Raw genomic sequence first — 26,191 nt, 5'->3', positions numbered from 1 at the left:
GCGCCACATGCCGGGCGCAGAAGGGGCAGGACCAGCATGACCAGCAGCACATTCTACGCGGGCCTTCCCGCGGTGCAGGATTTTTCCCGGCTGACCGATCCCGACGCCTTTGCGCCGCTGCCGCAGGACTGGCACCTGTGCTGCACCGATATCGTCGATTCCACCGGATTGGTGGCCGCGGGCCGCTACAAGACCGTCAACATGGTCGGTGCGGCCGTGATTGCCGCCATGCGAAACGCCCTGTCGGGCCAGGCCTTTCCCTATATCTTTGGCGGTGACGGCGCCGCCTTTGCCGTACCCGGCCGCCATCAGGAGCGGGCGCGGCAGGTGCTGGCCGGGTTGCGCCGCTGGGCCGAGACGGAATATGGCGTGTCCCTGCGGGCGGCGGTGCTGCCGCTGGCGCGGATCCGCCGCGCAGGATGGGATGTGCGGGTTGCCCGCTACGCGGTCTCCGAACACGCGGATTTTGCCATGTTCAGCGGCGGCGGGCTCGCCTGGGCCGAGGCCGAGATGAAGGCAGGCCGCGCAGCCATCGCCGCCGACCCGCAGGCGCCGCCGCCGGATCTGGCGGGGCTGTCCTGCCGCTGGAGCAACACCCCGGCCCGCAATGGCATCATTCTGTCGCTGGTCGCGCAGCCCGCGCCGGGCGCGGATATGCAAGGCTTTGCCCGGCTCACGGCAGAGCTGCTGGAGCTGGCAGCCGAGCTGGGCGGCGATGGCCATCCGATTCCCGCAAGCGGGCCGCGGCTGCGCTTTCCGCCCGCAGGGCTGAGCATCGAGGCGCACAGCCTGCCCAGTCACATCCCCCTGATTTTCAGGAAAATCTATCTGTTTGGTTTGTCCGCGCTGGCGGCGGTGCTGCTGCGCGGTCGCCGCCGCGTCGGCGGATTCGACCCGGTGCATTACCTGTCGGTGCTGCGCAGCAACTCCGATTTCCGCAAGTTCGACGACGGGCTGAAACTGACGCTGGACTGCTCGCCCCGCGTGCGCGACCGGATTCGCCAGCGGCTGGAGCAGGCGGCCGCGCAGGGGCTGGTGCAGTTCGGCCTGCACGAGCAGGACGCGGCCCTTGTCACCTGCATCGTGCCCTCGGTGGTGCGGGACGACCACGTGCACTTCGTCGACGGCGCCGCGGGGGGCTATACGCAAGCGGCCGCCAACATGGCGGCCGCCTTTGAACCTGATGGCAGGCCGGTCTCCCGCCCCGCCTGAGTTCAGACCTGGGCGAAGGTCCCGGACTTGGGGTCATAACATTCCAGACCGCCCTCGCCGATGTCGGTCCACAGACCGTGCAGGCTCAGCTGTCCGGCCTTCACCGCGCTGTCGATGAACGGGAAGGTCATCAGGTTTTCCAATGATGCAACAACGGCTTGGCGCTCGAACTGGCGGGCCTGCTCATCTGGATCCTCGATCTCGGCGACGCCGTCGAACTTGGGTTTCAGGATCTCCATCCAGCGGCCGACAAAGCTGGTCTTCTCTTCCAGCTGCGGCGCGTGACCCTTGCACATGTCGATGCAGCCCTGCACGCCGCCGCACTGGGAATGGCCCAGCACGATCAGATGCGACACCTTCAGCGCCGTCACCGCATATTCCACCGCCGCCGAGGTGCCGTGGTGATCGCCGTCGGGCGCATAGGGCGGCACCAGATTGGCAATGTTGCGGTGAATGAAGAACTCGCCCTGGTCGGCCCCGAAGATCGAGGTCACATGCACCCGGCTGTCACAGCAGGAGATCACCATCGCCCGCGGCCGCTGGCCTTCGGTCGCCAGACGGCGATACCAGCCCTGGTTTTCCTCGTATGAGGTCGCCTTCCAGCCATGGTATCGTGTCACCAGATAGCTGGGGAGAGGTTTGGCAAATTCCATTGTCGTATCCTCCGATCGTTTGCGCGTTGACGGCTGTGTTACCCTGCATTGTCCGTAAATTCGAGTGATTTGCGCAGGCATTGGAAACCTTTTGAAAACTTGTAGGGCGCAAATTGGCTGACGTGCCGTGGGGGCATGATTAAATTGGGTGATAGTGGTGGCTAATATTCTAACAGTAATGCACTCTGAGACAGTGCGACTTGATCCGGACAAGCTTACAGCGCTGTATGATCAGCTGGGCGAAGTCGGTGCCGAAGATGTCGTGTGCCGTGCGGTCGAGGAAATGGCCGTCCGCCTGACGCATTGCGAGCGTCTGTGGCGGCAGGACGACATGGAAAACCTGCGCAAAAGCGCACGCTCGCTGATTGCGATTGCCGATCAGATCGGCATGACGGCGCTGGCCTCGATTGCCGGCCATGTGACCGAGGCGATCGACGCCAAGGACCATCCCGCCATTGCCGCGATCCTGTTCAGGCTGATGCGCGTCGGGGAACGGTCGCTGACAGCGGTCTGGGATCAGCAGGATGTGACAATCTGAACCGGCGGAAACAGCATTCCGGCAAGCCGACCAGCTTCGGGGCTTGCAGGTGAGGCCGCGACGGCTACTCTGGCGCATCAATTACGATCCGCAACCGGAGTGTCCTGCCTATGCCGCCTGTCTTTTCCGCCCCTGATTCAGACGCCTGCCCGCTGCACGTGATCGCAAGCGGCGATGTCGACGGCTGGCTCTCGGGCCAGCCGCAGCGCGTTCAAGCCTGGGTCAAGGGCCAGGGCTTTACCGGCGCCTGCGGCCAGGCCGTTGCGGTGCCCGGCACCGATGGCACACCAGAGCTGGCGCTGGCCGGTTACGGCACCGCCAGCCAGCGCGCCCGGCGCCGTTTCGTGCTGGCCGAGGCCGCCGGAAAACTGCCCGCAGGCTGCTACCGCATCGCCTCCGGCCTGCCCGCCGAGGATGCGGTGACCGAATCTCTGGGCTGGCTGCTGACAGGTTACAGCTTTGACCGCTACAAGGCAGGCCAGCCCAGCGCTACTCAGCTGATCGCCCCCGAAGGCGTGGACGCGGCCGCCGTCGAATCGCTGGCCGCCGCCGAATGCTTGACCCGCGATCTCATCAACACCCCCGCCAGCGACATGGGCCCGGCCGAACTTCAGGCTGCCGCCGAAACTCTGGCTGCGACCTACGCCGCCGACGTCACCACCATCGAAGGCGCAGATCTGCTGGCGCAGAACCTGCCGCTGATCCACACCGTTGGCAGGGCCTCTGACCGCGCGCCACGGCTGATCGACCTGCGCTGGGGCAGCAGCGGCCCGCGCCTGACGCTGGTCGGCAAGGGGGTCTGTTTCGACACCGGCGGGCTGAACCTCAAGCCCGGCAACAGCATGGCGCTGATGAAAAAGGACATGGGCGGCGCAGCCAATGTGCTGGGACTGGCGCGGATGATCATGGCGGCAGGACTGAAGCTGCAACTGCGGGTGCTGATCCCGGCGGTGGAAAACGCGGTCTCCGGCCCGGCCTTTCGTCCCGGCGACGTGCTGACCTCGCGCAAGGGGCTGACGGTCGAGATCAACAACACCGACGCCGAAGGTCGGCTGGTGCTCGCCGACGCCCTCGCCCTCGCATGCGAGGAGAAGCCGGACCTGCTGGTATCCATGGCCACGCTGACCGGTGCGGCGCGGGTGGCGGTCGGCCCCGATCTGTCGCCGTTCTACACCGACCATGACAGCGACGCCGCAGCGCTGGCCGGCAGCGCCGCGCGCAACGCCGACCCGGTCTGGCGCATGCCCTTTCACGCCCCCTACGAGCCGATGATCGAACCCGGCATCGCCGATCTCGACAATGCGCCCGCAGGCGGCTTTGCCGGGTCGATCACCGCGGCGCTGTTCCTGCGCCGTTTTGCCGATGATGCGCGCTACATGCATTTCGACATTTACGGCTGGACCCCCAGCGCCGCCCCCGGCCGCGCCAAGGGCGGCGCACTGCAAGGCGCCCGCGCGCTGTTTGCCGCGCTGCCCGAACTGCTGGAGCTGTAAGCACATGTCAGACCGCCGTCGCACCCCCGCCAACAGCCGCGTTGCCGCCGCCAGCCTGACAGACGCCCCCGCCGGGCTGACCCGGACCGAGGGCAGCCCGGCCCGCGTCACCCTGCCCGTCGCCGACCTGTTGCGCGCCCCCGACGGCGCCCGGGATCGCCAGCTGGTCTACGGCGAACCCGTAACGGTCTATGAAACCCACGACGACTGGGCTTTTGTGCAGGCGGCCAAGGATGGCTACGTCGGCTACCTGCCCGCCACCGCCCTCTGCCCGCCGTTCGAGGCCAGCCATTGGGTCAGCGCCCCCGCCACCCATGCCTATACGGCAGACGACTTCAAATCGCCCGAGTCGTGCGCCCTCAGCCATGGCAGCCGGGTGCAGGTGCTGGGCGGCACGGGGCGATTTGCGGACACCAACCTCGGCTTCATCCCCGCTCGCCACCTGTCGCCGCTTGGAACGCATATGGACGATCCGGTGGCGGTGGCAGACCTGTTCCTCGGCACGCCCTACCTCTGGGGCGGCAACAGCCGCTTTGGTATTGACTGCTCCGGACTGGTGCAGGCGGCGCTGCTGGCCTGCGGCATCCCCTGCCCCGGCGACAGCGACCAGCAGGAAGCCGAGCTGGGCAACGACGCGCCCGCCGGGGACTACCAGCGCGGCGACCTTCTGTTCTGGAAAGGACATGTGGCCCTGGTTTGCGATGCGGATAGGCTGATCCACGCCAATGTGCACCACATGGCCGTCGCCTATGAACCCATCGCCGCCGCCATCGCGCGGATCGAAACCCAAGGCGACGGCCCGCTCACCGCGCACAAGCGCCTGGGCTGAGCCCTCAGGCTGTCCCCGGCAGCAGACATCCTGCCAGGTTTCACGACCCGAAAGTTGGTATTTGCCGCCCCCGGCAGACCGCTGCCCGCGCCGTCAGTCGACGGGGCGGATCAGCTTGCGCTCCAGCACCCGCAGCACGGTTTTCAGATCACCGCCGCGTTTCAGGATGTGGCCATCCATGCCCACCACCGCATATTGCCCCTGTCGATGGCGCAGCTTGGGGCGTTTTTCGATGCGGTACAGCGGATGCTCCGCCGTGCGTCGGAAGACGGAAAACACCGCCAGATCCCGCAGCGAAGAGATCCCGTAGTCGCGCCACTCCCCGGCGGCAACCATGCGGCCATAAAGCGACAGGATCACCGACAGTTCGCGCCGGTCAAAGGAAACTTGCTGCGGAACGGGAGATCCGGGGAAAGGTTGCACCTGATCAAAGCTCATCTTTAAAAGGTTGCGCCGATTGTCCGGCAAATCAACCCCCGTCGCCGCTGTTTCACGTTTCACCGCCGGTCACCGGCAAGCCGAACCGGCAACGACACCCTCTGGAACGGACCTTCAATCGGCCTTGGCCGCCGTCAGAAGATCTGCGCAGCGAAGGCCCAGGATCTGGTCCAGCGCCTGCCGTCCCGGCGCCGTCAGCAGCACCCCGCGTTTTTGCCTCCCGCGGCTGAGCCAGCCCGCCGCCAGCGCGTGCTCCAGGATTTGCCGCCCCACCGGCCCGGCCACATGCAGGCGGCGTTCGGTCCAGTCCAGGCAGGGCCGGGCAAAAGGCTGGCGGCCGGGTCGCTCCGGCAGCACCACGCCCAGCTTGGCCCACTCTCCCGCCGGGGTCGCGCGGAAGGTGCCCTGTTCTTCCACCAGCATGCCGCGCTTCAGAAAGGCACCCGTCATCGCCACCGCCAGCGGGCCTGCCAGATGGTCATAACAGCTGCGCACCTCTGCCAGCCCGCCCGCCTTGCGCCGCTGCGCGCGGTGCAGGCTCTCGCTCGGGGCAATCGCCGCCAGCTGTTCCAGCGCCTGCGCCACCTCTGGCCCGGCCAACCGGTGATAGACGCAGCGGCCTCGTTTTTCCGCCAGCACCAGCCCGGCGGTCTGCAACAGCCGCAGATGCGCGGTGGCGGTCTGTGGCGTCACCCCGGCGGCCGCCGCCAGCTCCTTGTTGGTATAGGCCCGCCCCTCCATCAGCTCGCACAGCATTCGGGTCCGGCTGGCGTCGGCAATGGCCTGCCCCAGTATGTCAAAACGCGGTGTTATCATGCCCCCACCCTAGGCCGGCTGCGCCGCGTCGCCCAACAAAAACCCTTCGCCACGGGCCGAAGTGTGCCCCGTGTTCGCAGTTGCGCAGTCAAGCTCGCCCAGCCTCAGGCGAAGCTGCCCTGACAAAACCAGCCCGGTGACAGCGCCGCACCATGGGCAAAGAACAGCCACAGCCGGGCGCCGCAGTCACTCACCACCACCCAGTAATCGCGCACCCCGTTGCGCCAGTTCGGATCCTCCAGCCACCACTCCGGGGCAATCCGCTCCGGGCCTTCTGCCGCCGCCACCTGCCAGCTGCGGCCGCGCCAGCGGAACTCTGGCGGCAGCTGGGGGGCCGCCGGGGCGCTGACCAGTTCCGGCGGCCAGATCAGCAAGGGGCGCGACCGCGCCGACAGGGGCCAGGGCTGCGCCGCCGGCGTGGTCCAGGCCGCCGCCTGAACGCTAAAGCGTTTTTCCGGGATATGGCTGTCCGCCGGGTGCAACCGGGTGATCGCCTCCAGCCCCAGCCGGGCGCCCAGACGGCCAACCAGGTCCTCCAGCGCAGCACCATCCGGCTGGCGCGCCCGCGCCGCCGCCTGCGCCCCCGCCTCGATATGGCCCACCGGGGCGCGGGCATGGATGGCCTCGGCCTGCGTCACCTCCAGCCGCAACATGTCGATGCCGAAACCCGCGTCAATCTGCTCCAGCTTCATTGCCAGCAGCGGGCGGATGCGCACCGGGTCGCGGCTGGCGCGGGCCAGGCCGACGCTGACCACCTCCATCGCCTGATCGCAGCGATGCGCCTCCAGCCGCAGCACCCGCACGCCCTTGCCGCGCGCCGCCAGCCGGGCGCAAAGCCGCGGCAGCATCCGCTCCAGCGCCGCCAGCAGATCCTCCATCAGCCCGATTGGTTCCGGCAGGGTCAGCCGCACCGCAAAATGATCGGCCTCCCGCGCCGGCGAGACAGGTTCGGGCGCGCTGCCCATCGCCTGATCCAGCCGCGCCACCAGCCCGCGGCCAAAGCGGCGCGCCAGGCTGGCCCGCGGCTGCGCCAGCAAATCGCCGATCCGCCGCAGCCCCAGCCGGTTCAGCTGCGCCACCGTGGCCGCCTCCAGCCGCAACGCCGCCACTGGCAAGGGGGCCAGCGCCACATGCGCCTGGCCCGGCGCCGCGATGCAGGCCTGCTCCGGGGCCGGGGAAGCCCCCCCCGCCTGTGCCTGTGTCTGAGTCTGTGTCTGTGCCTGAGTCTGCACCTGCGGCGCAGACCCGCCGCGGCTCCAGTGCCGCCGCTTCTGCGCCCTGGCACGGGTGGCGCGGGCCTCCTGGTCGATGGCATCGCCGTTGCGCCCGGACCCGGTCCAGGGGCCCGCCGCCGGATCGGCACCGCCATGACGCGCCAGCGCCCAGGCGGCCCCCACCGTGTCGGCCAGCCCCATCCGCAGGCTCAGCCCCATGCCCGCACAGTCCTGCGCCACCGTCCCCATCAGCGCGGCCTCGCCGCCGAACAGATGCGCGCAGCCGCTGATGTCCAGGGTCAACCCGTCCTGCGCCGCCTCCGCCACCCAGGGGCTGAACCGGCCCGCCCAGCGCCTGAGCGCCGCCAGGAACGCGGCCTCGGCGGCCGGGTTGCGCGACCGCACCCGCAGCGCCGCGCACATCGCATGGGCATCGCGCAGCGGCTGGCCCAGCTGCAATCCCGCCGCCTCCGCCGCCGTGTTTAACGCGGTGATAACCTGACTGTTGGACACTTCCCCGGCAACGGCCAGCGGTCCGGCAATGGCGTCCCGCTCCACCCGCATGATGCGCTCCGCGCCCAGACGCGGAAACCAAAGCGACAAGATGCGACGGTGGGGCATGAAACAAGACCCAATGCTGGGTGGCCGGGGCCAGGTTTGCGGAATGGTTTTGGAGGAGTGATCCGGTATGTTCCTATTTTGTTCCAAGTTTGCGATTCGGTCAATCCGATCGGGCCTGCACCGATGACCCGCCGGCCGCACCGCGCTGTGCTGATGCTGGCGGCCCTGCTGGCCCTGGCCGTCGCCAGCACCGCGCCAGTCACCGCGCGGGACGCCGTCAGCCAAGCCAGCAGCAAGCATGTCACCCAGCGTATCGCCCTGATGACCAGTCAGAAAACGGCGATGGAGGTGCTGACCGGCATGCTGTCAGGGCGCGCCAGCTTTGACCGAAGGGCAGCCCGGGCTGCCCGCCGCCAGCTCATACGCTCCACCGCCGCCATCCCGCGCCACTTTCGCAAGCCGCATCTGGATCCGCGCTCGCACGCCCGCCCCGCCCTCTGGACCACCTGGCAGGACTTCAAGCGCCGCGCCGCCAGCGCCGAAGACGCGGCCCGCGATCTCAACGCCCGCTCGCTCTCTGGTCTGCGCCGCACCCTGCCCGCGCTGATGCAAAGCTGTCTCAGCTGTCACGAGACCTATCGCATCACGCCCAACCGCTTCACCACCCACTGAACATCAAACTGACCGGCAAACTGATTCGCAGACGGGGCCCGCTGCCGTCCCCCAGTCTGGCCGCAGGGCATCGCCGCAACGCCAGTGACGCCGCTGCGATCAGGCGCCGTAGCGCGCCATGAAGGTTTCGATCGCGCCGCCGATCACCCGCTCGCGCTCGGCCTCGGAAAAACTCTCGTCGATGTTGAACAAAAACCGCAGAAAGACGTCCGCCTTGCACATCTCCAGGAACTGCGCCGCCGCCAGATCGACATCGGCAATGCGCAGCTCTCCGCGGGCGACGGCCAGCGCCAGGTAGTCACGCAGCTGGTCGTGCATCACCAGCGGCCCGTTGCGGTAGAACATTGCCCCCAGCTCCGGGAAACGGTCTGCCTCGGCCACGAAGATCCGAAACAAGCGCAGGCTGTAGCCGCCCAGCAATACCCCGTGCAGCCGTTCTCCCGCCAGTCGCAGCACCTCTCGCGGGCCTCGGCAGCCCGCCGCCAGCTCCACCATGCTGTCGGCCTGTTCCACGCAGGCCCCGCGCACGACCTCCATGAACAGAACCCGCTTGTCGGGGAAGTAGCTGTACAGCGTCGCCTTGGACACACCTGCGGCCTTGGCGATCTTGTCGACGCCCGCGCCTTCAAAGCCGTCAGCCAGAAAGACTTTGCGGGCGCCCTCCAGGACCTGGTCGAATTTCCGGCCCCGGCGCAGAATGCCGGTGTCTTGGTTCATCGGATGTCCTCTGGCTGGGCGGCGGGCGAATGGCTGTGGTGCGGCGGGCGGCAGACTGCGCGCGGCAACCGGGTCTGCCCCCAATGTAGCCCAGCCGGGCCAAAGACAACAGGCCTGCAACACCGCCTTGCGCGGCCGTGGCGAAACTGACTAGATTAGAATCGTTCTAAACACATCTCAAATGAGGCAACCGATGCGGTTCTTTACACAGCGCAAACGCCTGGCCAGCCTGTCCGAGCAGGACATCCTCGCCCTGGCCATCTCCTCCGAGGAGGAGGATGCCCGGATCTACCGCAGCTATGGGGCCCGGCTGCGCGCGGATTACCCGGCCAGTGCCGCGCTGTTCGACGGCATGGCCGCCGAGGAGGACGACCACCGCGCCCGGCTGATTGCCCTGCACCAGGACCGGTTCGGCCCGGACATCCCGCTGATCCGGCGTGAGCATGTTGCGGGTTTTCCAACCCGGCGCCCGCTGTGGCTTATGGACGGGCTCAGCCTGTCGCGCATCCGCGCAGAGGCCCAGGCGATGGAGGCCACGGCCGAGCGGTTCTATGCCGCAGCCGCCGCGCAGTGCCAGGATGCCGCCACCCGCCGCCTGCTCGGCGATCTGGCTGCCGCCGAAGCGGACCACCAGACCAGCGCCCACCGGCTGGAGGATCGGCATCTGGATGCAGACAGCCGCGCGCAGGAAGATCAGGACGCCCAGCGCCAGTTCCTGCTGACGTGGATTCAACCGGGGCTGGCCGGGTTGATGGACGGCTCTGTCTCCACCCTGGCGCCGATCTTTGCCACCGCCTTTGCAACCCAGGACACCTGGACGACCTTTCTGGTCGGCACCGCTGCTTCCGTCGGGGCGGGGATTTCGATGGGCTTCACCGAGGCCGCTTCGGATGACGGCCAGCTGTCGGGTCGCGGCTCGCCGTTGAAGCGCGGGCTGGCGTCGGGGGTGATGACCACGCTGGGCGGCCTGGGCCATGCGCTGCCCTATCTGATCCCGGACTTCTGGACGGCCACGACGCTGGCGCTGCTGATCGTGTTCGTGGAGCTCTGGGCGATTGCCTGGATCCAGAACCGCTTTATGCAGACCCCGTTCTGGCGCGCGGCGATGCAGGTGGTGCTGGGCGGTGCGCTGGTGCTCGGCGCAGGCGCGCTGATCGGCAACGGTTAGCGGCATCACCGCCTCACAGGTCGCGGCGGTGCTCCCGCCCGCGCCGTGGCAGTCGCCGACTGCCCCTGCCCGGTTGGGCCCGGCAGCGCTGGCGCGCTGCGGTTGGCGTCCTGCGGCCGCACCGTGCAACGCACGGTGCCGTGCCCAACTGTGAGGGGCCTGCCTCAGCAGGCGCACGAACAGGCGGGAGCCCCACCCGCGCACCAGCCCGCCGACATCCATCCTCTTCGCCCCCCACACAAAAACGCTCTTTGCCAATTGGTCAAATCCGGTTACCAATCCGCAAATGGCTGAGATTTTTTTCCGCACCCTGCCCTTCTTTGCAATCATCGGCCTCGGCTATGGCGCCGGGCGCAGCCGCTTTTTCAGCGAAGAAGCCACCGCCTATCTGACAAAATTCGTCTTCTTCTTTGCGCTGTCGGCGATGATCTTTCGCTTTGCCGCCAACCTTTCCTTTGCCGAGATCTTCGACCCGACGCTGATCCTCAGCTATCTCGCAGGCACGCTGGCGGTCTATCTGCTGGTCACGATTGTGGCGCTGCTGCGCGGGCTGGACATGCCCACCGCCGCGGTCGAGGCGCAATGCGCGGCCATTGGCAACGTTGGCTTTCTCGGCCTGCCGATGATGGCGATCCTGTTTGGGCCTGCGTCGGTTGCGCCGATGATGGTGGTGCTCAGCGTTGATCTGGTGGTGTTTTCCTCGCTGATCGTGATCTTCATCAATGCCGGGCGCGGCCAGGGGTTGCGGCTGTCGACGCTGCGGCTGGTCGGGCTGGGGCTGCTGAGGAACCCGATGATCCTGTCGATCGTGGCAGGCCTTGCCTGGTCGGCCTCCGCCCTGCCGATCCCCGTGCCGGTCAACGACTTCCTGACCATCCTCGGTGGCGCCGCCACCCCCGGTGCGCTGTTTGCCATCGGCGCCTCGCTGGCCTCGAAATCGGCCGAGCGGGTGCAGATCGCGGGCTGGCTCAGCTTTGCCAAGCTGGTGCTGCACCCCGCCTGCGTCGCCCTCTGCGTGCTGTGGCTGATCCCCGCCAGCCCCTTTGCCGCAATGGTGGCCATCGCCGCCGCCGCGCTGCCGGTGGCGGGAAATGTCTACATGCTGGCGCAGCACTACGGGGTGGCGCCGCAGCGGGCCTCGGCGGCAATCCTGATCTCCACTGTGCTGTCGATCGTGACGGTGCCCGCCGTCATCGCTTGGGTCTCCGGCATCGCGGCGTCGGGCGGCTGACGGCGAGCCCGTTTGCGATTTCGCAAGCCTTCTGCCGCAAAAACCGACACAGCCGCCGCCCCGCTGCTGGACCCCGGCCCGCGCAAGCGATAGCGATAGGGCACAGTGATCTGAGGGAGCCTGACCATGGAAACCATCTCCGAAAATGCCGCCTTTGGCGGCGTGCAGGGCGTCTACAAACACGCCAGCAGCGCCACCGGCTGCGATATGACCTTTGGCCTGTTCCTGCCGGAAGAGGCCAGGGACGGCCCCGTGCCGCTGCTGTGGTACCTGTCGGGCCTCACCTGCACCCATGAAAACGCCATGACCAAGGCGGGCGCCCAAGCCTGGTGCGCCGAACAGGGCATCGCCATCGTCTTTCCCGACACCAGCCCGCGCGGCGAGGGCGTGGCTGACGATGACGCCTATGACCTCGGCCAGGGTGCCGGCTTCTACGTCAACGCAACCCAAGACCCCTGGGCACCGCATTTCCGCATGTGGGATTACATCGCCGAGGACCTGCCCGCGCTGCTGGACGAGAATTTCGCCATCGACCTCCACCGTCAGGCGATCACCGGCCATTCGATGGGCGGCCACGGCGCGCTGACGCTGGCGATGAACCTGCCGGGCCGTTTCAAATCGGTCTCTGCCTTTGCGCCGATCTGCACCCCCACCGCATCGGACTGGGGCCGCAAGCAGCTCAGCGCCTATCTCGGCACTGATGAGGCGCAATGGGCCAAGCATGACGCCAGCCTGATGATGCGCGAGGCGGGCTTTGACGGCCCCGTTCTGATCGATACCGGCACCGCCGACCAGTTCATCGATCTTCTGAAGCCCGAAGCGCTGGCCGCCGCCGTGGCCGAACGCCGCCAGCAGGCGACCCTGCGGATGCAGCCGGGCTACGATCACAGCTATTTCTTCGTATCGACCTTCATGGAAGACCACGTCGCCTTCCATGCCGATGCGCTGTACCAAGACTGAAACACCAAAACCACGAAGGACCGCGGCCCATGAGTGAAGAATTTGATTATGACCTGATCATCATCGGTTCCGGCCCCTCGGGCCGCACCGCCGCCATCCAGGCGGCCAAGCTGAAACGCCGGGTGCTGGTGATCGACCGCAAGGACCGCCTCGGCGGGGTGTCGGTGCATACCGGCACCGTGCCCTCCAAGACGCTGCGCGAAACAGTGCTGAACCTCACCGGCTGGCGCGAGCGGTCATTCTATGGCCGCGCCTACCGGGTCAAGGACCAGATCAGGGCCGAGGATCTGAAAGCGCGGCTGCACATGACCCTGGATCACGAGGTCGACGTGCTGGAACACCAGTTCAACCGCAACCACGTCGAGATGCTGGCCGGCATGGCGCATTTCGTGGGTCCGAACGAGGTCGAGGTCGAGATCGAAGCCGGCGACACCACCCGTGTGACCGGCGAGAAATTCATCATCGCCACCGGCACCCGCACCTACCGCCCCGATTACGTGCCCTTCAACGGCAAGACCGTGGTGGACGGCGACGAATTCCTTGAGATGGAGGAGATCCCGCGCTCGCTGATCGTGGTCGGCGCCGGGGTGATCGGGGTGGAATATGCCACCATGTTCTCGGCGCTGGATGTGCGCGTTACGCTGGTCGAGCCGCGCGACACCTTCCTCGATTTCATTGACCGCACCCTGATCCAGGAATTCACCCACCAGATCCGCGAAAACGGCGTCGACCTGCGCCTCGGCTCCGCGATCGAGAAGATCGAGGACGAGGGCGAGCACATCGAGGTCACGCTGGCAAACGGCCGCCATGTGCGCGGCGAGATGCTGCTGTTTGCCGCCGGGCGCATGGGCAACACCGAGAGGCTGAACCTCAAGGCGGTGGGGCTGGAAACCGACCACCGTGGCCGTCTGGAGGTGACCCGCAAGACCTACCAGACAAAGGTGCCGCATATCTATGCCACCGGCGACGTGATCGGGCATCCCTCGCTGGCGTCCACCTCGCTGCAACAGGGCCGCGTGGCCGCCTGCCACGCGATGGATGTGCCCACCGTCCCCGAAAGCCCCTGGTATCCCTATGGCATCTACTCGGTGCCGGAAATGTCCACCTGCGGCATGTCCGAGGAAGAGCTGAAAGAGCGCGGCGTGCCTTACGAGGTCGGCATCGCCCGCTTCCGTGAAACCTCACGCGGGCACATCATGGGGCTGGAGCACGGCATGCTGAAGATGCTGTTCTCGCTGAAAACCCGCCGGGTGCTTGGCGTGCAGATCGTGGGCGAGGGGGCAACTGAGCTGATCCACATCGCCCAGGCGGTGCTGAACCTGCAAGGCACGGTGGACTACTTCGTGCAGAACACCTTCAACTATCCCACGCTGGCCGAGGCCTACAAGATCGCCGGTCTGGATGCCTTCAACCGGATGCCGATCCCGGATGAATTCCGGGTCGGAAAACAGTCTACCGACAGCAAGGCCAAACCCGCCCCCAAGGCGGCCAAGAAACCCGCAGCCGACAAGAAGGCCGCCGAGTGAGCGCGCTCTACATCGACGCCGACGCCTGCCCGGTCAAGGCGGAGGCCGAGCGCGTCGCCACCCGCCATGGCTTGCGCATGTATGTGGTTTCCAACGGCGGTTTGCGGCCCTCGGCCAATCCGCTGGTTGAGAACGTGATCGTGGATCAGGGGGCGGATGTCGCCGACATGTGGATCGCGGACCGCTGCGGGCCGGGCGATGTGGTGGTCACGGGCGACATCCCGCTGGCCGCCAAATGCATCGAGGCCGGCGCCCGCGTGCTGCGCCACAACGGCGAGCGTTTCACCGAGGCCAACATCGGCCAGCAGCTGGCGATGCGGGATCTGATGGCAGACCTGCGCGCCGCCAACCCGCTGGGTGCGGGCGGTGGTGGAAAACCCTTTTCCAAGGCTGACCGCTCGCGCTTTCTGGACGCGCTGGAGCGCGAATTGCGCGCCGCCAAGGGCTGACAGACCAGGGCGGGGCGCTGATGCGCACCCGCCCCGGCGATTGCTGCGCTCAGGCTTCGATTTCGGAGATCATCTCCACCCGCGTGCCGTGACGGCCACCTTCGAACTCGGTGGACAAAAACGCCTCGACGATCTCCAGCGCCAGGCCCTCGCCCACCACCCGTGCGCCGATCGACAGCATGTTGGCGTTGTTGTGCGCGCGGATCATCTTGGCCGAAAACGTGTCAGAGCAGACACCGCAGCGGATGCCTTTCACCTTGTTGGCGGCCATCATGATGCCCTGACCGGTGCCGCACAGCACGATGCCCAGCGCGAATTCCCCCGACGCCACCCGCCGTGCCGCCGCTTCGCCGTGCTTGGGGTAATGGGTGCTCTCGGGGGTGGCGGGGCCAATGTCCTCAACCTCCCATCCCAGCGCGGTGGCATGGGCGGCAACGGCCTGCCGCAGGTCGATGGCGGCGTGGTCGCTGGAAAGTACGATGCGTTTGCTGTCAGTCATGACGGTATGGTTCCTATGTCATGGAAACCCGGCCCGCCCGGCGTGAGGGCCGCGCATGGCACGGGCCCGGATCTCCAGTTTTCAGATCAAAGGCGCTGGCCTCGCTGCCCTCTACCGCATCCACCCCGGATGCCCAACGGCTTTATGCGCCAACCGCCACCGGCAAAACGCCCAGTGCGGTGAACACCCCGGATAATCGGCATTTTTTGCGCACCCTGCCATTGCCCTGTTACACCCCTTGCGCCACTGATAAGCCGCATCACCAGGAATGGAGCCCGCATGAGCGCAGAAACCAGGATCAGTGTCCCCGGAGTGTTTGCCGCGGCGGGTGCGGGGATCGCCTTTTCCATCGTCGACATGATCTTCAAACTCCTCTCCGGCGACTACCCGCTGTATGAGATGGTTCTGTTCCGATCCGTCGTTGCGGTCTGCGTGATGCTGGCCATCATCATGCCGCTGGAGGGGGGCTACCACCTGCTGCGCACCCATCGTCCCGGGCTGCACATGCTGCGCTGCTGCATGGTGCTGTTTGCCAATATCTTCTTCTTCACCGGCGTTGCCATCATGCCGCTGGCCGAGGCGGTGGCGATTTCCTTTGCGACGCCACTCATCGTCACCGCCCTGTCGGCGCTGCTGCTGGGCGAGCGCCCCGGCCCCTGGCGCTGGGGCGCGGTCTTTGCGGGCTTTCTGGGCGTGCTGATCATCATGCGCCCCGGCACCAGCGCCTTTCAGGCTGCCGCAGTTCTGCCCTTTCTGGGGGCCTGCGGCTATGCGGCGCTGCACGTGCTGACCCGCCGCGCGGGCCACGTCGAAGCCGGCGCCACAATGGCCTTCTACCCGATGCTGGGCTTTCTGATTGTCAGCGCCTTGGCGGGGCTGACGTTCGGCGACGGCCGCTTTGCCACCGGCAGCAGCCCGGCGCTCGACTTTATCCTGCGGGCCTGGATCTGGCCCGCCCCCGAAGACTGGCCCTACCTGATCGGTGTTGGTCTTGCAGGCTCTGTCGGCGGCTATCTGGTGACCCAGGCCTACCGGCTGAACGAGGCCACCCTGGCAGCCCCCTTCGAATATGTTGCCATGCCGATGTCGGTGCTCTGGGGCGTGTTGATCTTCAACACATGGCCTGACACCCCGGTCTGGATCGGCTCCAGCCTGATCGTCGCCTCCGGGCTGGTCTCCCTGTGGCGCGAGACCCGCCGCAACCGCCCCACAACCCGCCCCCGCCCGCGCGCAGAAGGATGACCGCCATGTCCACCCACACAGCAGACACCGCAGACTCCGCCACCCCGATCGAAGCCGTCGTCTTCGACATCGGCCGCGTGCTGATCGAATGGGAGCCGGAGGCCTTCTACGACAGCCGCATCGGCACCAGCCGCCGCCAGCAGCTCTTTGCCGAAGTACCACTGCACGCGATCAACCTGGAGATCGACCGCGGCGCCCCCTTCCGCCAGTCGATCGAGGATCTCGCCGCCCGGCACCCAGTCTGGGCCGAAGAGATCCGCTGGTGGCACGATTGCTGGCTCCAGATGGTCCCCCGCGCGATCGACCATACGGTGCGTCTGAAACAGGCGCTGCGCGCCCGCGGCATCCCGGTGTTCGCGCTCAGCAACTTCGGAGCAGAAACTTTTGACATCGCCTGCACCCACTACCCGTTCCTGCGCGACTTCGACCACGCCTTTGTCTCGGCGCATCTGAAATGCGTCAAACCGGATGCCGAAATCTACGCCATCCTCGAACGCGAGACCGGCATTGCGCCGCAACGGCTGCTGTTCACAGATGATCGCCCCGAAAACATCGCCGCCGCCCAGGCACGCGGCTGGCAGACCCATCTGTTCACCACCCCCACGCCCTTTGCGCAGCGGCTGGTGCAACACGGGCTTCTACCGGCGGACAGCGCCAGCTGAAAGCGCACGCAAACCGCCGTCTCTTTCTGGTTAAAAATACTCCGGGGTCCGGGGCTGGCCCCGGTCCTGCCGCCGCCCGCTCAGCCCGCCGCGGCCACTGGCGCTGGTGGTGCCGCCGACAGCGGGCGTTCCCGCACCGGCAGATGCACGATGGCACTGAACGCCCCGACACCAACGCCGATCCACCAGACCAGGGTGTAATCGCCATAGGTGTCATACATCCGCCCGCCCAGCCAGACGCCCAGAAAACTGCCCAACTGGTGACTGAAGAACACGATACCATAGAGCGTCCCCATGTAGCGCAGGCCATAGATATGCGCGACCAGCCCCGAGGTCAGCGGCACCGTCGCCAGCCACAAGGAGCCCATGACGATCGAAAACACGATCACCGACATCGGTGTGATCGGCACCAGAATGAACGCCGCCGCCGCCAGCGTCCGCCCGGTATAGATCGCCGCCAGCAGGTATTTCTTGGAGTAGCGCTTGCCCAGATAGCCCGCCAGCAGCGTGCCGCCCACATTGGCCGCCCCGATCAGCGAGATCGCCACCGCGCCCAAGGCCGAGGTCGAGGTGATGCCCATGGAATGCAGCATCCCGCCGGGCTGGATTGGGCCGCACATCTCGGTGACAAAGGCGGGGAAATGCGCGGTGACAAAGGCCAGCTGGTAGCCACAGCTGAAAAAACCAAGGAAGATCAGCGTGTAGGACGGATCCTTGAAAGCCTTCATCAGGATCGTGCCCATGCTCTCTTCCAGCTCGGCGCGGTCGATGGGTTGCGGCGCACGCATCAGCGGCAGCGTCAGGATCAGCGCCAGCACCACGCCGGCAAAGATCACGAAAATCATCTGCCACGGCAGGAAGGTCAGCATCCATTCCGCCGTCGGCGCGCCAAAAATCTGTCCGGCAGAGCCAGCTGCGGTGACTATCGCCAGCGACATTGAGCGGTTCTCGTCGGAACTCGCCCGCCCCACCACCGCCAACACCACGCCAAAACCGGTGCCGGCAATGCCAAAGCCCACCAGCCACTCATAGGCCTGCATTTCAAACGGCGTGGTCGAGGCGGCACTCAGCACCAGCCCGGCGGCATAGACCAGCGCCCCCAGTACGATCGCCTTGCGGTCGCCGATCTTCTCGGCCAGCGCGCCGAAGATCGGCTGGCCAATGCCCCAGGCCAGGTTCTGAATCGCAATCGCCAATGAGAACTCGGCGCGCAGCCAGCCGAACTCCTCGGCGATCGGGATCTGAAACACGCCGAAGGAGGCGCGCACGGCAAAGCTCACCATGATGATGATGCAGCCGACGATCAGAACGGGGGTAAACAGCGGCGCCGGACGGGTCATGGCGGGTCTCCTAAATAATGCGCTGACAGTAGGCAAAACCCCGCCCGCGTCAAATCAGGATTTCTGCAGGACCGGTTAAGCAAAACTGATGCGCTCCCCGGCTCCGCCCGCAGTTGAACGGCACAGCGTGTCCGCACCCGCTTCCCATCGCCCGCGCCGCGCGCTATGGCTTGCCCCATGACCCATCTGACCACGCTTTACAGCCAGAAAATCGACGCAGGCGACTTGCAGCCTGACCCGGCGCAACAGGCCGTTCTGCCCCATTTCGACCGTATCGCCGCAGGGCTGATGGCGCCGCCAGTGAAACGCGGGCTGTTCCGCAAGGCGCAGTACCAGCCGGTCAAGGGATTGTACCTTTGGGGCGGCGTCGGGCGCGGCAAATCCATGCTGATGGACCTGCTTGTCGACAGTCTCGACGGCGTGCCGTCGCGGCGGGTGCATTTCCATGCCTTCATGCAGGAAATCCACGCCAAGATGCACAACGCCCGCCAGCAGGGCGTCGAGGACGCGCTGGCCCCGGTCGCAGCCGAGGTGGCCGAGTCGGTGCGGCTCCTGGCGTTCGACGAGATGCAGATCACCGACATCACCGACGCGATGATCGTGGGCCGCCTGTTCGAGGCGCTGTTTGCCGCCGGTGTCACCATCGTCACCACCTCGAACCGGGTGCCGGACGACCTGTACAAGAACGGGCTGAACCGGCAGCTGTTCCTGCCCTTCATCGACCTCATCAAGGCGCATATGGACGTGCATGAGATGGCCAGCCCGACCGACTACCGGCAAAACCGGCTGACCGGCGCGCAGGTCTATTTCGCCCCCGCAGGCGCCGAGGCGCGCGCCCGCATTGATGCCATCTGGAAGGATCTCACCGGCGGTCCGGCCCAGCCCCTGACGCTGGAGGTCAAGGGCCGGGACGTCACCCTGCCCGCCTTCCGCAATGGCGTGGTGCGCGCCAGCTTCTATGACCTGTGCGGCAAGATGCTGGGGCCGGGCGACTATCTCGCCATCGCCGAAGCGGTCAAGGTGCTGGTGCTTGAGGACATTCCCCGCCTCAGCCGCAACAACTTCAACGAGGCCAAGCGCTTCGTGACCCTGATCGACGCACTGTATGAGGCTCAGGTGCGGCTGATCTGCTCTGCCGCGGCGGAGCCGGAAATGCTCTATGTCGAGGGCGAGGGCACCTTTGAATTCGAACGCACTGCCTCGCGCCTTCGCGAAATGCAGGACAAGGACTGGGGAGCGAGCGCGCCGTGATCGTCCGCGACACGCCCCGCCGCTGGGAGCTGTTTCTGATCCTGAACGGATCGGTGGTGCCGCAGATCCTGCCCAATATCCTTGGCGCTGCGCTCTGGGCCTTGGTGGTGCTGATGCTGGACCGCTATGTGGTGGCGATGCCGGAAATCTCTATCGCTGCAATGGGGGTGTTTGGCCTATCGCTGTCGCTGTTCCTCGGCTTTCGCAACAACGCCGCCTATGATCGCTGGTGGGAGGCCCGCAAGATCTGGGGCGGCATGGTCTCCGACGTGCGCAGCCTGGCGCAGGAGCTGCGGATCTTTGCGGGCAAGGGGCCGGACGAGGCCTTCATCCTCACCCGCATCCTGGCCTTTCACCACCTGCACCGCGCCCAGCTGCGCGGCGACGAGGTCGCCGATACCCTGCGCCACTGGGTCGGACCCGCGGCCACCGAACAGCTGATGGGCCATGAAAACGGCCCCAACGCCGCCCTGCGGGACATCGCCACTCGCCTGCACCAGATGGCCGAGGACGGCCGCATCGACGGTTTCGGACAGCGCGCGCTGGCCGAACGGCTTGCGGCCTTTCCCGCCGCCCAGGCCGGCAATGAGCGACTGCTGACCACGCCGCTGCCCTTCGTCTATTCCCTGCTGGTCTGGCGCACGACCTATCTCTACTGCCTGCTGTTGCCCTTTGCGCTGCTGGAGAGCGCAGGCTGGTTCGAGCCGCTGGTGGCGGCAGTGGTCGCCTACGTGTTCTTCGGTCTCGCGCAGGTGACGCATGAGCTGGAGCACCCGTTCCGCCAGCAGGCCAATTCGGTACCGCTCAGCGCCCTGTGCCGGGTGATGGAAATTTCGGTCTGCAACGCCCTTGGCCGCCAGGTGCCACCCAGGCTGGCGCCGGTGAACCACGTCCTGGACTAGGAGCCGCCAAATCAGGCGCTGGCCGTAGAGAGGGGGCGCTGCCCCCTCGGCCCCACGGCCTCACCCGCGGAGTATTTTCGACCAGAAAGAGGCGGCAGGCCGCGCCGCGCCAGCGGCGCCCGGCCCAAGGGGATGAGATCGACAGATCGAAGCCGGGCGGGAGCCCTGCGCTGCCGCCGTCGCAGACTTCAGCCGTTTTCACGCAGGATATGGCCCGCCAGATACAACGAGCCGCAAATCAGCACCCGCGCCTGCGGATCCTTGGCCGTGATCTCCTCCAGCGCCGCCAGTGTGCTCCGGGCCGTGCTGGCCGCGATGCCAACCGACTTTGCCGCGGCCTCGGTGTCCTCGGCGCTCAGGGTGTTGATCTCATCCGGGATAGAGATGGCCGTGAGTGTGTCCACATGCGGCGCCAACGGCCGCATATAGCCGCTCACGTCCTTGGTGTTCAGCATGCCGCAGATGAGGTGCGTGGGGCGCTTGGGCAGATCCGCCAGCACATCCGCCAGCGCAATGCCCGCGGCGGCATTGTGACCACCGTCGAGCCACAGCTCCGCCTGGGGCGCGGCCGCAACCAGTGGTCCGGCCTTCAGCCGCTGCATCCGGGCGGGCCATTCGGCGTCTGTCATCGCCGCCTCGCAAGCAGCCTCATCCGCACCCAGATGGCGCAATACCGCCAGCGCCGCCCCGGCGTTCTGCACCTGATGCGCCCCCAACAGAGCGGGCATGGGCAGATCCAACAGGCCGGTTTCATCCTGAAACACCAGCCGACCGCGTTCCTGCGTGACATGCCAGTGCTGGCCGTGGGCAATCAGCGGCGCGCCGAGACGCGCGGCCACGGCTTCGATCACCTCCATCGCCTCCTCGGGCTGTGGGCCAACCACAACCGGCACGCCGCGCTTGATGATGCCCGCCTTCTCACCCGCGATCTTGGCCAGCGTGTTGCCGAGAAACTGTTCATGGTCGATTGAGATCGGGGTGATCACCGACACCTCTGGCGTGATGACGTTGGTGGCATCCAACCGCCCGCCCAAGCCCACCTCCAGAAGGGTGTAATCCGCGGCTGTGCGGGAGAACGCCAGCAGCCCCGCCACCGTGGTGATCTCGAAATAGGTGATGGTCTCGCCGTTGTTCTTGGCATAGCACTCGTCCAGCACCTCACTCAGATGCGGCTCCGAGATCAGCTCGCCCGCCAGCCGGATGCGCTCATGAAACCGCGCCAGGTGCGGCGAGGTATAGGCATGCACCGACTTGCCCCAGCCCTCCAGCCCGGCGCGGATCATCGCCTGGGTCGAGCCCTTGCCGTTGGTCCCCGCAAGGTGGATCACCGGCGGCAGCTTGTCCTGCGGGTTGTCCAGCGCTGCCAGCAGCCGCCAGACCCGGTCCAACGTCAGATCGATGATCTTGGGGTGCAGCGCCATCATGCGGGCAAGGATCGCGTCGGAGGTCTGGGTCATCGGCAGGCTCTGGTTACAGGCGGTTGTCAGGGTCTTGATGCAAAACGTCCCGCCCGGTTGGGCGGGACGGACGCTGCCCGGCCGGACAGCCGGGCACAATCATCTACGCGCGGTTATTGTGCAGCTTCTTCGCTGGCAGCGGCACCCGCCGGCTTGTTCGCGGCCTCGGTGCTGTTCTCCTCAACCTCCGGAGAGGGCAGATCCCCCACCACCTGTGGTGGCAGCTGCATCAACATGCGGATGATGGTGATCAGCTCGTCGCGCATCTCGGTGCGCGGGATCACCCGGTCCAGCATGCCATGGTCCAGCAGGTATTCGGCGCGCTGGAATCCCTCGGGAAGCTTTTCGCGGATGGTCTGTTCGATCACCCGCGGCCCGGCAAAGCAGATCAGCGCGTTGGGTTCGGAAATCTGCACGTCACCCAGCATCGCGTAAGAGGCCGTCACCCCGCCAGTGGTCGGATGGGTCAGCACCACGATGTAGGGCAGGCCCGCTTCCTTCAGCATCTGCACCGCAACGGTGGTGCGCGGCATCTGCATCAGCGACAGGATGCCTTCCTGCATGCGGGCACCGCCTGCGGCAGAGAACAGCACCAGCGGACGGCCCAGCTTTACCGCTTCCTCGGCGGCGGCGATGATGGCGTTGCCGACATACATCCCCATCGAGCCGCCCATGTAGGAAAAGTCCTGCGCCGCGGCGATGATCGGCGTGCGGCCGATTTCACCGGCAGCAACCAGCATCGCATCCTTCTCGCCGGTCTTCTTCTGCGCGGCCTTGACCCGGTCCGGGTATTTTTTCTGATCCTTGAACTTCAGCGGATCCGCCAGCGGCTCCGGCACCGCGACCTCAGTGAACACACCGCCGTCGAACAGCGCGGTGAAACGGTCGCGCGGGGTGATATGCATGTGATGGCCGCAGCTGGTGCAGACATTCTGATTGTCGCTCAGCTCACGGTGAAACAGCATGGTGCCGCATTCACTGCATTTCTGCCAAAGGTTTTCAGGCACTTCACGGCGCGAAAAGATCGAGTTGATCTTGGGCCGGACGTAGTTTGTGATCCAGTTCATGTTGCTTGCCTCTCCGGGGGCGCGGTTTGCCCCCCAGATAAGGCCCCTTGGCGGCAATTGCAATCAGCGGCGTATGGCAAGCCGCGCCACCAGCCAGCTGACCGCCATCAGCGCAAAGTCGACCGCCATCCAGGGCCGCAGCGCCTGCACGTCGGCCAGATCATAGGGCACCAGGTACAGCGCCAGCCCGTTCAGGCTGGTTGGCGAGGCAAACAGCAACAAGGCCGCCACATTGTTGAAGAAATGCACCGCCATCGCCGGCCCCAGCGTGCCCGCCCGCGCCGTCAGATCTGCCATCAGCACGCCAAAGACCCCGGCCCAGACCGCGATCAGCAGCGCGTTGTCGCCTGCCTCCGCAGGCAGGTAATGGCCCAGCGCAAACAAGCCCGAGGGCAGCAGGATCCAGACCGCCGGATGGCGGAACCGCGCCGCCAGCGCCTGCTGGATATAGCCGCGAAACAGGACTTCCTCCGACCCGGTCTGCACCAGCACCGCCGCCAAGGACAGCGGCAACAACGCCAGCCAGTTCCAGATCGGCAGGTTCGGCACCATCGGCGCCCCCATGCCATAGGGCGGCAACAGCAGCAGAACCAGGCTCAGCCCCGCCAGGGACAGGCTGACGCGGGTGAACTGCCAGACCAGCGGCGGCAGCGCACCGGTCACGCTGACAAAGCCGCGCCGGTGCAGCAACCGCGCCGCCATTGCAACGCCCAGCGCCAGAAAGGCAAAACTGCCCAGCATCACCAGCATCGCACCGGGGCTGCCGCCCTGTGCCAGATCTGCCAGCCAGACTCCCGGCACCAGCGCCGCCAGCAGCATCTGCAAACCCGTTGTCGCGGTCAGGCCGACCAGCACCACCAGCGCCAGCCCCGCTAGCAGCCGCCACAGCTGCGGCTGCGCCCGTGCCGGGCGCACCAGTGCCTCATGCGCGCGGTAACTGTCCCGGCGGCGCGGGTGGCGGTGCTGCTGCATATGTCCTCCGCGGTTGTTGGTGCATGTCCCTGCCCAGCATTTGCATTGCTGCAACGCCAAGGCAAGCCGCAAGCCGCGCCGCCGACTTGATGCTTGCCGCACACAGGGCCAACGCCTATGCCAATGTCAGGCAGGAAGCGTGGCAGGACTGAAATTGCGCAGCACAATCAACAACAAATCCGCAATTGCCCCGGCAAGAGACACCGTAAGATGCGCCGCCGCCTTACTGGTGTTGGCACTGCTGGCCGGATGCAGCGAGGGCGCCGACACGCAGGTCTTTGCGTCGTTGGCCCCCGGTGCCACCGGTGCCGCCTTGGCCCCCGCCGCACCGGCGCGGGCGCCGAAACGCACGCGGTCTCACCCCGGCGGACAGGCGATGACCTTTGCCGATGGGGCGCTGCGCCTCACTGCGCCGCAGGGCTATTGCTTTGATCCCGCCAGCAGCCGGGACGAGACCGACGGCGGCTTTGCTTTGATCGCACATTGCAGCCGCCTGCGCGGCAACGGCTGGTTCGCCGCCCGCCGGGCAGCGGTCATCACCGCCAGCATCGGTCCGGCCGCCCCGGGCGACGCGGCGCCGCAAGCCCGTGACATCGCCGCCATGTTCCCCACCGCCCAGGTGTTGGAAACCCGCGACGATCAGCTGCTGCCGCTGGTCCGACTGCAAGCGTCCGGCCCGCTGATCGCCGGCGCCAGCACCGCGCATTGGCGCGGCGCCTTCGTGCTGGACCGCCACCTGGTCGCCTTGGCGCTCTACGCGCCGGATGGCAGCCCGGCGCTTGGCCACCGGGGGGCGGCGCTGCTGAACGAGCTGACCCACCGCAGCCTCGAAAGCTCTGCCGAGCCGCCCCAGCCCAGCCCCCAGCCACAGTCGACCGCCCTGCCCCAGCCGACCGAGGCCGCGCTGGCACAGCCGCGCCAGACCGTCACCGCCCTGCGCCCGCAGCCCCGGCCCGGCAGCACCACGGAAAATCGCCCCACGCACATCCGCACAGCCACCGAGGGCGGCACAGGGGCGCTTGGCAAAAAACGCGGCCTTAGACAGCGGATTGCAGGTTTATTTCAATAGCCGCCAAGGGTTACACTGCCACGACCGTCCCGGTTGCGCGGACCGGGGCCACCCTGAGCCACCATTCTCAAGAGGGCACGCCATGAGCAGGATCCTGGACCGGCTGCTACACCTGCGCAGCCTGCGCCGCTGGCGCAGCGCTGCCGAGGCCGCGGCCCGTGCGCCGCTGTCTGACCTGCGTTTGCAGCGCAACCAGGCCCGGCAGCTACGCAGCCATCTGGACCGGCTGATCCATACCGCCGACGGCCGACTGGCGCTGCCGCAGATCGGCTCCAATTCCTTTCCCCGCCCGCATGGCACCGACTGGTCCTGGCGGCCGCAGCTGTGGCGCGGGCCGCTGGCCGAGCGCGGCCTGTCGCCGGCCCACTCCAAGACGCGGCTGGGCGACGAGGTGCAGCTGTTTCACGACTGCCCGTCCTGCGAGGTCAGCCTGCGCCAGCTCCGAAACACCCGCGAGGAGGACCTCGCCCCCTTTGGCCTGCGTATGGATGTGTTCCGGTTCGACGGCTCTTTTCTGTCGCTGGTGGTGGAGCTGCCCACCGCCGCCATCCAGGGGCTGACCCGCCAGCATCTGTTGCGCGTCGACAGCATCCTGCAAACCGAACAGCCGATCGACATCTTTGCCCGGCTCAACATCCAGCACGGTCCCAACACCGAACAACTGGTGCGCCAGCTGCCACAGGCGCACGGCAGCACCATGGTGGAATTTGATCTGGCCTACTCCCATCTGAACGAAAAGCGGTTGGAGAAAGCCTGGCTGGACCTGATCTTTGACGCGCCGGGGATGAACCAGGTCATCCTGCGCGACCTGACATTTTCGCGCCACCCCCGCGCCGCGATCTGAGGAGCCCCGCGCATGAGCGACCTGACACTGACCAAGATCCGCTTTCGCAATGGCACCTGGGAGGGACGCATCAGCAATGCCCCCACCAGCGGCGCGCGCCCCGACATCACGGTGATGTTTCAGGACCGACCGGTGCAGGGGGTGCGGCTGGACGAAGGCGAGACCGCGGGCGACTGGACCCTGCGGGTGCCCATCCCGGCAGAGGCGGTGGCCGACGGGATCCAGACCTTCGTGATCTTTGACACCGCCGGGTCCACCCGCCTGGGTGATTTCACCCTGTTGGCGGGCGAAACGGTGGCCGACGACCTGCGCGCCGAGGTGGAATTGCTGCGCGCCGAGCTGGACATGCTGAAGCGCGCCTTTCGCCGTCACTGCCTGGAAACCGGCTGATCCCACCCCCAGTCGGCCA

Annotated in this window: 27 protein-coding genes; 17 read left to right on the top strand and 10 right to left on the bottom strand. The window is 66.8% G+C overall.

Annotation, left to right across the window (positions count from 1 at the left end):
- Window positions 1-36: 36 nt before the first annotated feature.
- Window positions 37-1,212, top strand: coding sequence for a DUF3095 domain-containing protein (locus AC0IPL_RS02465; RefSeq protein ID WP_474271879.1), 1,176 nt, complete (start codon window positions 37-39; stop codon window positions 1,210-1,212).
- 2 nt (window positions 1,213-1,214) lie between these two features.
- On the opposite strand, the gene AC0IPL_RS02460 is transcribed toward AC0IPL_RS02465, so the two are convergent.
- Window positions 1,215-1,865 carry a carbonic anhydrase gene (locus AC0IPL_RS02460; protein ID WP_474271878.1) on the bottom strand — a complete coding sequence of 217 codons (651 nt, stop codon included), beginning with the start codon at window positions 1,863-1,865 and terminating at the stop codon, window positions 1,215-1,217.
- Between the two features lie 178 nt (window positions 1,866-2,043).
- Here AC0IPL_RS02460 and AC0IPL_RS02455 point away from each other — a divergent pair, with 178 nt between their 5' ends.
- The 3 genes from AC0IPL_RS02455 (at window position 2,044) to AC0IPL_RS02445 (ending at window position 4,725) form a co-directional block, all read left to right on the top strand.
- Window positions 2,044-2,403 (top strand): hypothetical protein, encoded by a 360-nt coding sequence (locus AC0IPL_RS02455; RefSeq protein WP_474271976.1) that lies wholly within the window; start codon window positions 2,044-2,046, stop codon window positions 2,401-2,403.
- Window positions 2,404-2,513: 110 nt separating this feature from the next.
- On the top strand, window positions 2,514-3,896 hold the full coding sequence (locus tag AC0IPL_RS02450; protein WP_474271876.1) for a leucyl aminopeptidase family protein: 1,383 nt from the start codon (window positions 2,514-2,516) through the stop codon (window positions 3,894-3,896).
- 4 nt (window positions 3,897-3,900) lie between these two features.
- Complete coding sequence (locus tag AC0IPL_RS02445; RefSeq protein WP_474271874.1) at window positions 3,901-4,725, top strand: C40 family peptidase; 825 nt, start codon at window positions 3,901-3,903, stop codon at window positions 4,723-4,725.
- 93 nt (window positions 4,726-4,818) lie between these two features.
- Here the strand turns inward: AC0IPL_RS02445 and AC0IPL_RS02440 are convergent, their stop codons facing one another.
- The 3 genes from AC0IPL_RS02440 to AC0IPL_RS02430 all read right to left on the bottom strand — a co-directional run bounded on the left by AC0IPL_RS02440 (window position 4,819) and on the right by AC0IPL_RS02430 (window position 7,814).
- On the bottom strand, window positions 4,819-5,163 hold the full coding sequence (locus AC0IPL_RS02440) for a DUF2794 domain-containing protein (RefSeq protein WP_474271872.1): 345 nt from the start codon (window positions 5,161-5,163) through the stop codon (window positions 4,819-4,821).
- Between the two features lie 114 nt (window positions 5,164-5,277).
- The gene (locus AC0IPL_RS02435) at window positions 5,278-5,979 is read right to left on the bottom strand and encodes an ArsR/SmtB family transcription factor (protein ID WP_474271869.1); all 702 of its coding nucleotides are present in this window, start codon (window positions 5,977-5,979) and stop codon (window positions 5,278-5,280) included.
- Window positions 5,980-6,083: 104 nt separating this feature from the next.
- The gene (locus tag AC0IPL_RS02430; RefSeq protein WP_474271867.1) at window positions 6,084-7,814 is read right to left on the bottom strand and encodes a Y-family DNA polymerase; all 1,731 of its coding nucleotides are present in this window, start codon (window positions 7,812-7,814) and stop codon (window positions 6,084-6,086) included.
- Between the two features lie 123 nt (window positions 7,815-7,937).
- Between AC0IPL_RS02430 and AC0IPL_RS02425 the strand changes: the two genes are divergently transcribed.
- The gene (locus AC0IPL_RS02425) at window positions 7,938-8,426 is read left to right on the top strand and encodes a c-type cytochrome (protein ID WP_474271865.1); all 489 of its coding nucleotides are present in this window, start codon (window positions 7,938-7,940) and stop codon (window positions 8,424-8,426) included.
- Window positions 8,427-8,525: 99 nt separating this feature from the next.
- Here AC0IPL_RS02425 and AC0IPL_RS02420 read toward each other — a convergent pair whose 3' ends face one another.
- The gene (locus AC0IPL_RS02420; protein WP_474271862.1) at window positions 8,526-9,143 is read right to left on the bottom strand and encodes a TetR/AcrR family transcriptional regulator; all 618 of its coding nucleotides are present in this window, start codon (window positions 9,141-9,143) and stop codon (window positions 8,526-8,528) included.
- Between the two features lie 193 nt (window positions 9,144-9,336).
- On the opposite strand from AC0IPL_RS02420, the gene mbfA reads away from it, so the two are divergent.
- From mbfA to AC0IPL_RS02395, 5 genes are all read left to right on the top strand, one after another.
- On the top strand, window positions 9,337-10,311 hold the full coding sequence (gene mbfA / locus AC0IPL_RS02415; protein ID WP_474271860.1) for an iron exporter MbfA: 975 nt from the start codon (window positions 9,337-9,339) through the stop codon (window positions 10,309-10,311).
- A gap of 286 nt (window positions 10,312-10,597) precedes the next feature.
- Window positions 10,598-11,542 carry an AEC family transporter gene (locus AC0IPL_RS02410; protein ID WP_474271857.1) on the top strand — a complete coding sequence of 315 codons (945 nt, stop codon included), beginning with the start codon at window positions 10,598-10,600 and terminating at the stop codon, window positions 11,540-11,542.
- Between the two features lie 126 nt (window positions 11,543-11,668).
- The gene (gene fghA / locus AC0IPL_RS02405; RefSeq protein WP_474271855.1) at window positions 11,669-12,502 is read left to right on the top strand and encodes an S-formylglutathione hydrolase; all 834 of its coding nucleotides are present in this window, start codon (window positions 11,669-11,671) and stop codon (window positions 12,500-12,502) included.
- 29 nt (window positions 12,503-12,531) lie between these two features.
- The gene (sthA, locus tag AC0IPL_RS02400; protein ID WP_474271852.1) at window positions 12,532-14,028 is read left to right on the top strand and encodes a Si-specific NAD(P)(+) transhydrogenase; all 1,497 of its coding nucleotides are present in this window, start codon (window positions 12,532-12,534) and stop codon (window positions 14,026-14,028) included.
- Window positions 14,025-14,477 carry a YaiI/YqxD family protein gene (locus AC0IPL_RS02395; RefSeq protein WP_474271849.1) on the top strand — a complete coding sequence of 151 codons (453 nt, stop codon included), beginning with the start codon at window positions 14,025-14,027 and terminating at the stop codon, window positions 14,475-14,477. The genes sthA and AC0IPL_RS02395 overlap by 4 nt, the downstream gene beginning before the upstream one ends.
- Before the next feature lie 49 nt (window positions 14,478-14,526).
- Here the strand turns inward: AC0IPL_RS02395 and rpiB are convergent, their stop codons facing one another.
- Complete coding sequence (rpiB, locus tag AC0IPL_RS02390; protein WP_474271846.1) at window positions 14,527-14,976, bottom strand: ribose 5-phosphate isomerase B; 450 nt, start codon at window positions 14,974-14,976, stop codon at window positions 14,527-14,529.
- 279 nt (window positions 14,977-15,255) lie between these two features.
- Here rpiB and AC0IPL_RS02385 point away from each other — a divergent pair, with 279 nt between their 5' ends.
- Both AC0IPL_RS02385 and AC0IPL_RS02380 read left to right on the top strand, forming a co-directional pair.
- The gene (locus AC0IPL_RS02385; RefSeq protein ID WP_474271844.1) at window positions 15,256-16,218 is read left to right on the top strand and encodes a DMT family transporter; all 963 of its coding nucleotides are present in this window, start codon (window positions 15,256-15,258) and stop codon (window positions 16,216-16,218) included.
- Between the two features lie 5 nt (window positions 16,219-16,223).
- Window positions 16,224-16,880 (top strand): HAD family hydrolase, encoded by a 657-nt coding sequence (locus AC0IPL_RS02380; RefSeq protein ID WP_474271841.1) that lies wholly within the window; start codon window positions 16,224-16,226, stop codon window positions 16,878-16,880.
- 80 nt (window positions 16,881-16,960) lie between these two features.
- Here the strand turns inward: AC0IPL_RS02380 and AC0IPL_RS02375 are convergent, their stop codons facing one another.
- Window positions 16,961-18,220, bottom strand: a complete 1,260-nt coding sequence (locus AC0IPL_RS02375) for an MFS transporter (protein ID WP_474271840.1) — start codon at window positions 18,218-18,220, stop codon at window positions 16,961-16,963.
- Window positions 18,221-18,397: 177 nt separating this feature from the next.
- On the opposite strand from AC0IPL_RS02375, the gene zapE reads away from it, so the two are divergent.
- Window positions 18,398-19,471, top strand: coding sequence for a cell division protein ZapE (zapE, locus tag AC0IPL_RS02370; protein ID WP_474271838.1), 1,074 nt, complete (start codon window positions 18,398-18,400; stop codon window positions 19,469-19,471).
- Window positions 19,468-20,373 carry a bestrophin family protein gene (locus AC0IPL_RS02365; RefSeq protein ID WP_474271836.1) on the top strand — a complete coding sequence of 302 codons (906 nt, stop codon included), beginning with the start codon at window positions 19,468-19,470 and terminating at the stop codon, window positions 20,371-20,373. Before zapE ends, AC0IPL_RS02365 begins: the two co-directional genes overlap by 4 nt.
- 188 nt (window positions 20,374-20,561) lie before the next feature.
- On the opposite strand, the gene AC0IPL_RS02360 is transcribed toward AC0IPL_RS02365, so the two are convergent.
- From AC0IPL_RS02360 to AC0IPL_RS02350, 3 genes are all read right to left on the bottom strand, one after another.
- Window positions 20,562-21,830 (bottom strand): bifunctional folylpolyglutamate synthase/dihydrofolate synthase, encoded by a 1,269-nt coding sequence (locus tag AC0IPL_RS02360; RefSeq protein ID WP_474271834.1) that lies wholly within the window; start codon window positions 21,828-21,830, stop codon window positions 20,562-20,564.
- A gap of 113 nt (window positions 21,831-21,943) precedes the next feature.
- Window positions 21,944-22,897: an acetyl-CoA carboxylase, carboxyltransferase subunit beta gene (gene accD / locus AC0IPL_RS02355; protein WP_474271832.1), complete on the bottom strand. Its 954-nt coding sequence runs from the start codon at window positions 22,895-22,897 to the stop codon at window positions 21,944-21,946.
- Window positions 22,898-22,960: 63 nt separating this feature from the next.
- Complete coding sequence (locus AC0IPL_RS02350; protein WP_474271830.1) at window positions 22,961-23,869, bottom strand: lysostaphin resistance A-like protein; 909 nt, start codon at window positions 23,867-23,869, stop codon at window positions 22,961-22,963.
- Window positions 23,870-24,008: 139 nt separating this feature from the next.
- Here AC0IPL_RS02350 and AC0IPL_RS02345 point away from each other — a divergent pair, with 139 nt between their 5' ends.
- The 3 genes from AC0IPL_RS02345 to AC0IPL_RS02335 all read left to right on the top strand — a co-directional run bounded on the left by AC0IPL_RS02345 (window position 24,009) and on the right by AC0IPL_RS02335 (window position 26,172).
- Window positions 24,009-24,938 (top strand): hypothetical protein, encoded by a 930-nt coding sequence (locus AC0IPL_RS02345; RefSeq protein ID WP_474271828.1) that lies wholly within the window; start codon window positions 24,009-24,011, stop codon window positions 24,936-24,938.
- Between the two features lie 82 nt (window positions 24,939-25,020).
- On the top strand, window positions 25,021-25,782 hold the full coding sequence (locus tag AC0IPL_RS02340) for a DUF6478 family protein (RefSeq protein WP_474271826.1): 762 nt from the start codon (window positions 25,021-25,023) through the stop codon (window positions 25,780-25,782).
- A 12-nt stretch (window positions 25,783-25,794) separates the two neighbouring features.
- Window positions 25,795-26,172, top strand: coding sequence for a hypothetical protein (locus AC0IPL_RS02335; protein WP_474271824.1), 378 nt, complete (start codon window positions 25,795-25,797; stop codon window positions 26,170-26,172).
- Window positions 26,173-26,191 lie beyond the last annotated feature (19 nt).

The sequence above is a fragment of the Leisingera sp. SA32 genome (assembly GCF_056033425.1).
Note: the sequence above shows the minus strand (reverse complement) of the source record. Positions and strands in the feature narration are given on the sequence as shown.

Excerpts from the sequence above, each read along its gene's own strand:
- AC0IPL_RS02440 (WP_474271872.1), bottom strand. The coding sequence starts at position 5,163 with ATGAGCTTTGATCAGGTGCAACCTTTCCCCGGATCTCCCGTTCCGCAG.
- AC0IPL_RS02430 (WP_474271867.1), bottom strand. The coding sequence starts at position 7,814 with ATGCCCCACCGTCGCATCTTGTCGCTTTGGTTTCCGCGTCTGGGCGCG.
- rpiB (WP_474271846.1), bottom strand. The coding sequence starts at position 14,976 with ATGACTGACAGCAAACGCATCGTACTTTCCAGCGACCACGCCGCCATC.
- AC0IPL_RS02340 (WP_474271826.1), top strand. The coding sequence starts at position 25,021 with ATGAGCAGGATCCTGGACCGGCTGCTACACCTGCGCAGCCTGCGCCGC.
- AC0IPL_RS02425 (WP_474271865.1), top strand. The coding sequence starts at position 7,938 with ATGACCCGCCGGCCGCACCGCGCTGTGCTGATGCTGGCGGCCCTGCTG.
- AC0IPL_RS02435 (WP_474271869.1), bottom strand. The coding sequence starts at position 5,979 with ATGATAACACCGCGTTTTGACATACTGGGGCAGGCCATTGCCGACGCC.
- AC0IPL_RS02410 (WP_474271857.1), top strand. The coding sequence starts at position 10,598 with ATGGCTGAGATTTTTTTCCGCACCCTGCCCTTCTTTGCAATCATCGGC.
- AC0IPL_RS02375 (WP_474271840.1), bottom strand. The coding sequence starts at position 18,220 with ATGACCCGTCCGGCGCCGCTGTTTACCCCCGTTCTGATCGTCGGCTGC.
- fghA (WP_474271855.1), top strand. The coding sequence starts at position 11,669 with ATGGAAACCATCTCCGAAAATGCCGCCTTTGGCGGCGTGCAGGGCGTC.
- AC0IPL_RS02380 (WP_474271841.1), top strand. The coding sequence starts at position 16,224 with ATGTCCACCCACACAGCAGACACCGCAGACTCCGCCACCCCGATCGAA.
- AC0IPL_RS02450 (WP_474271876.1), top strand. The coding sequence starts at position 2,514 with ATGCCGCCTGTCTTTTCCGCCCCTGATTCAGACGCCTGCCCGCTGCAC.
- accD (WP_474271832.1), bottom strand. The coding sequence starts at position 22,897 with ATGAACTGGATCACAAACTACGTCCGGCCCAAGATCAACTCGATCTTT.
- AC0IPL_RS02385 (WP_474271844.1), top strand. The coding sequence starts at position 15,256 with ATGAGCGCAGAAACCAGGATCAGTGTCCCCGGAGTGTTTGCCGCGGCG.
- AC0IPL_RS02445 (WP_474271874.1), top strand. The coding sequence starts at position 3,901 with ATGTCAGACCGCCGTCGCACCCCCGCCAACAGCCGCGTTGCCGCCGCC.
- AC0IPL_RS02465 (WP_474271879.1), top strand. The coding sequence starts at position 37 with ATGACCAGCAGCACATTCTACGCGGGCCTTCCCGCGGTGCAGGATTTT.
- AC0IPL_RS02460 (WP_474271878.1), bottom strand. The coding sequence starts at position 1,865 with ATGGAATTTGCCAAACCTCTCCCCAGCTATCTGGTGACACGATACCAT.
- sthA (WP_474271852.1), top strand. The coding sequence starts at position 12,532 with ATGAGTGAAGAATTTGATTATGACCTGATCATCATCGGTTCCGGCCCC.
- AC0IPL_RS02360 (WP_474271834.1), bottom strand. The coding sequence starts at position 21,830 with ATGACCCAGACCTCCGACGCGATCCTTGCCCGCATGATGGCGCTGCAC.
- AC0IPL_RS02455 (WP_474271976.1), top strand. The coding sequence starts at position 2,044 with ATGCACTCTGAGACAGTGCGACTTGATCCGGACAAGCTTACAGCGCTG.
- zapE (WP_474271838.1), top strand. The coding sequence starts at position 18,398 with ATGACCCATCTGACCACGCTTTACAGCCAGAAAATCGACGCAGGCGAC.
- AC0IPL_RS02420 (WP_474271862.1), bottom strand. The coding sequence starts at position 9,143 with ATGAACCAAGACACCGGCATTCTGCGCCGGGGCCGGAAATTCGACCAG.
- mbfA (WP_474271860.1), top strand. The coding sequence starts at position 9,337 with ATGCGGTTCTTTACACAGCGCAAACGCCTGGCCAGCCTGTCCGAGCAG.
- AC0IPL_RS02350 (WP_474271830.1), bottom strand. The coding sequence starts at position 23,869 with ATGCAGCAGCACCGCCACCCGCGCCGCCGGGACAGTTACCGCGCGCAT.
- AC0IPL_RS02335 (WP_474271824.1), top strand. The coding sequence starts at position 25,795 with ATGAGCGACCTGACACTGACCAAGATCCGCTTTCGCAATGGCACCTGG.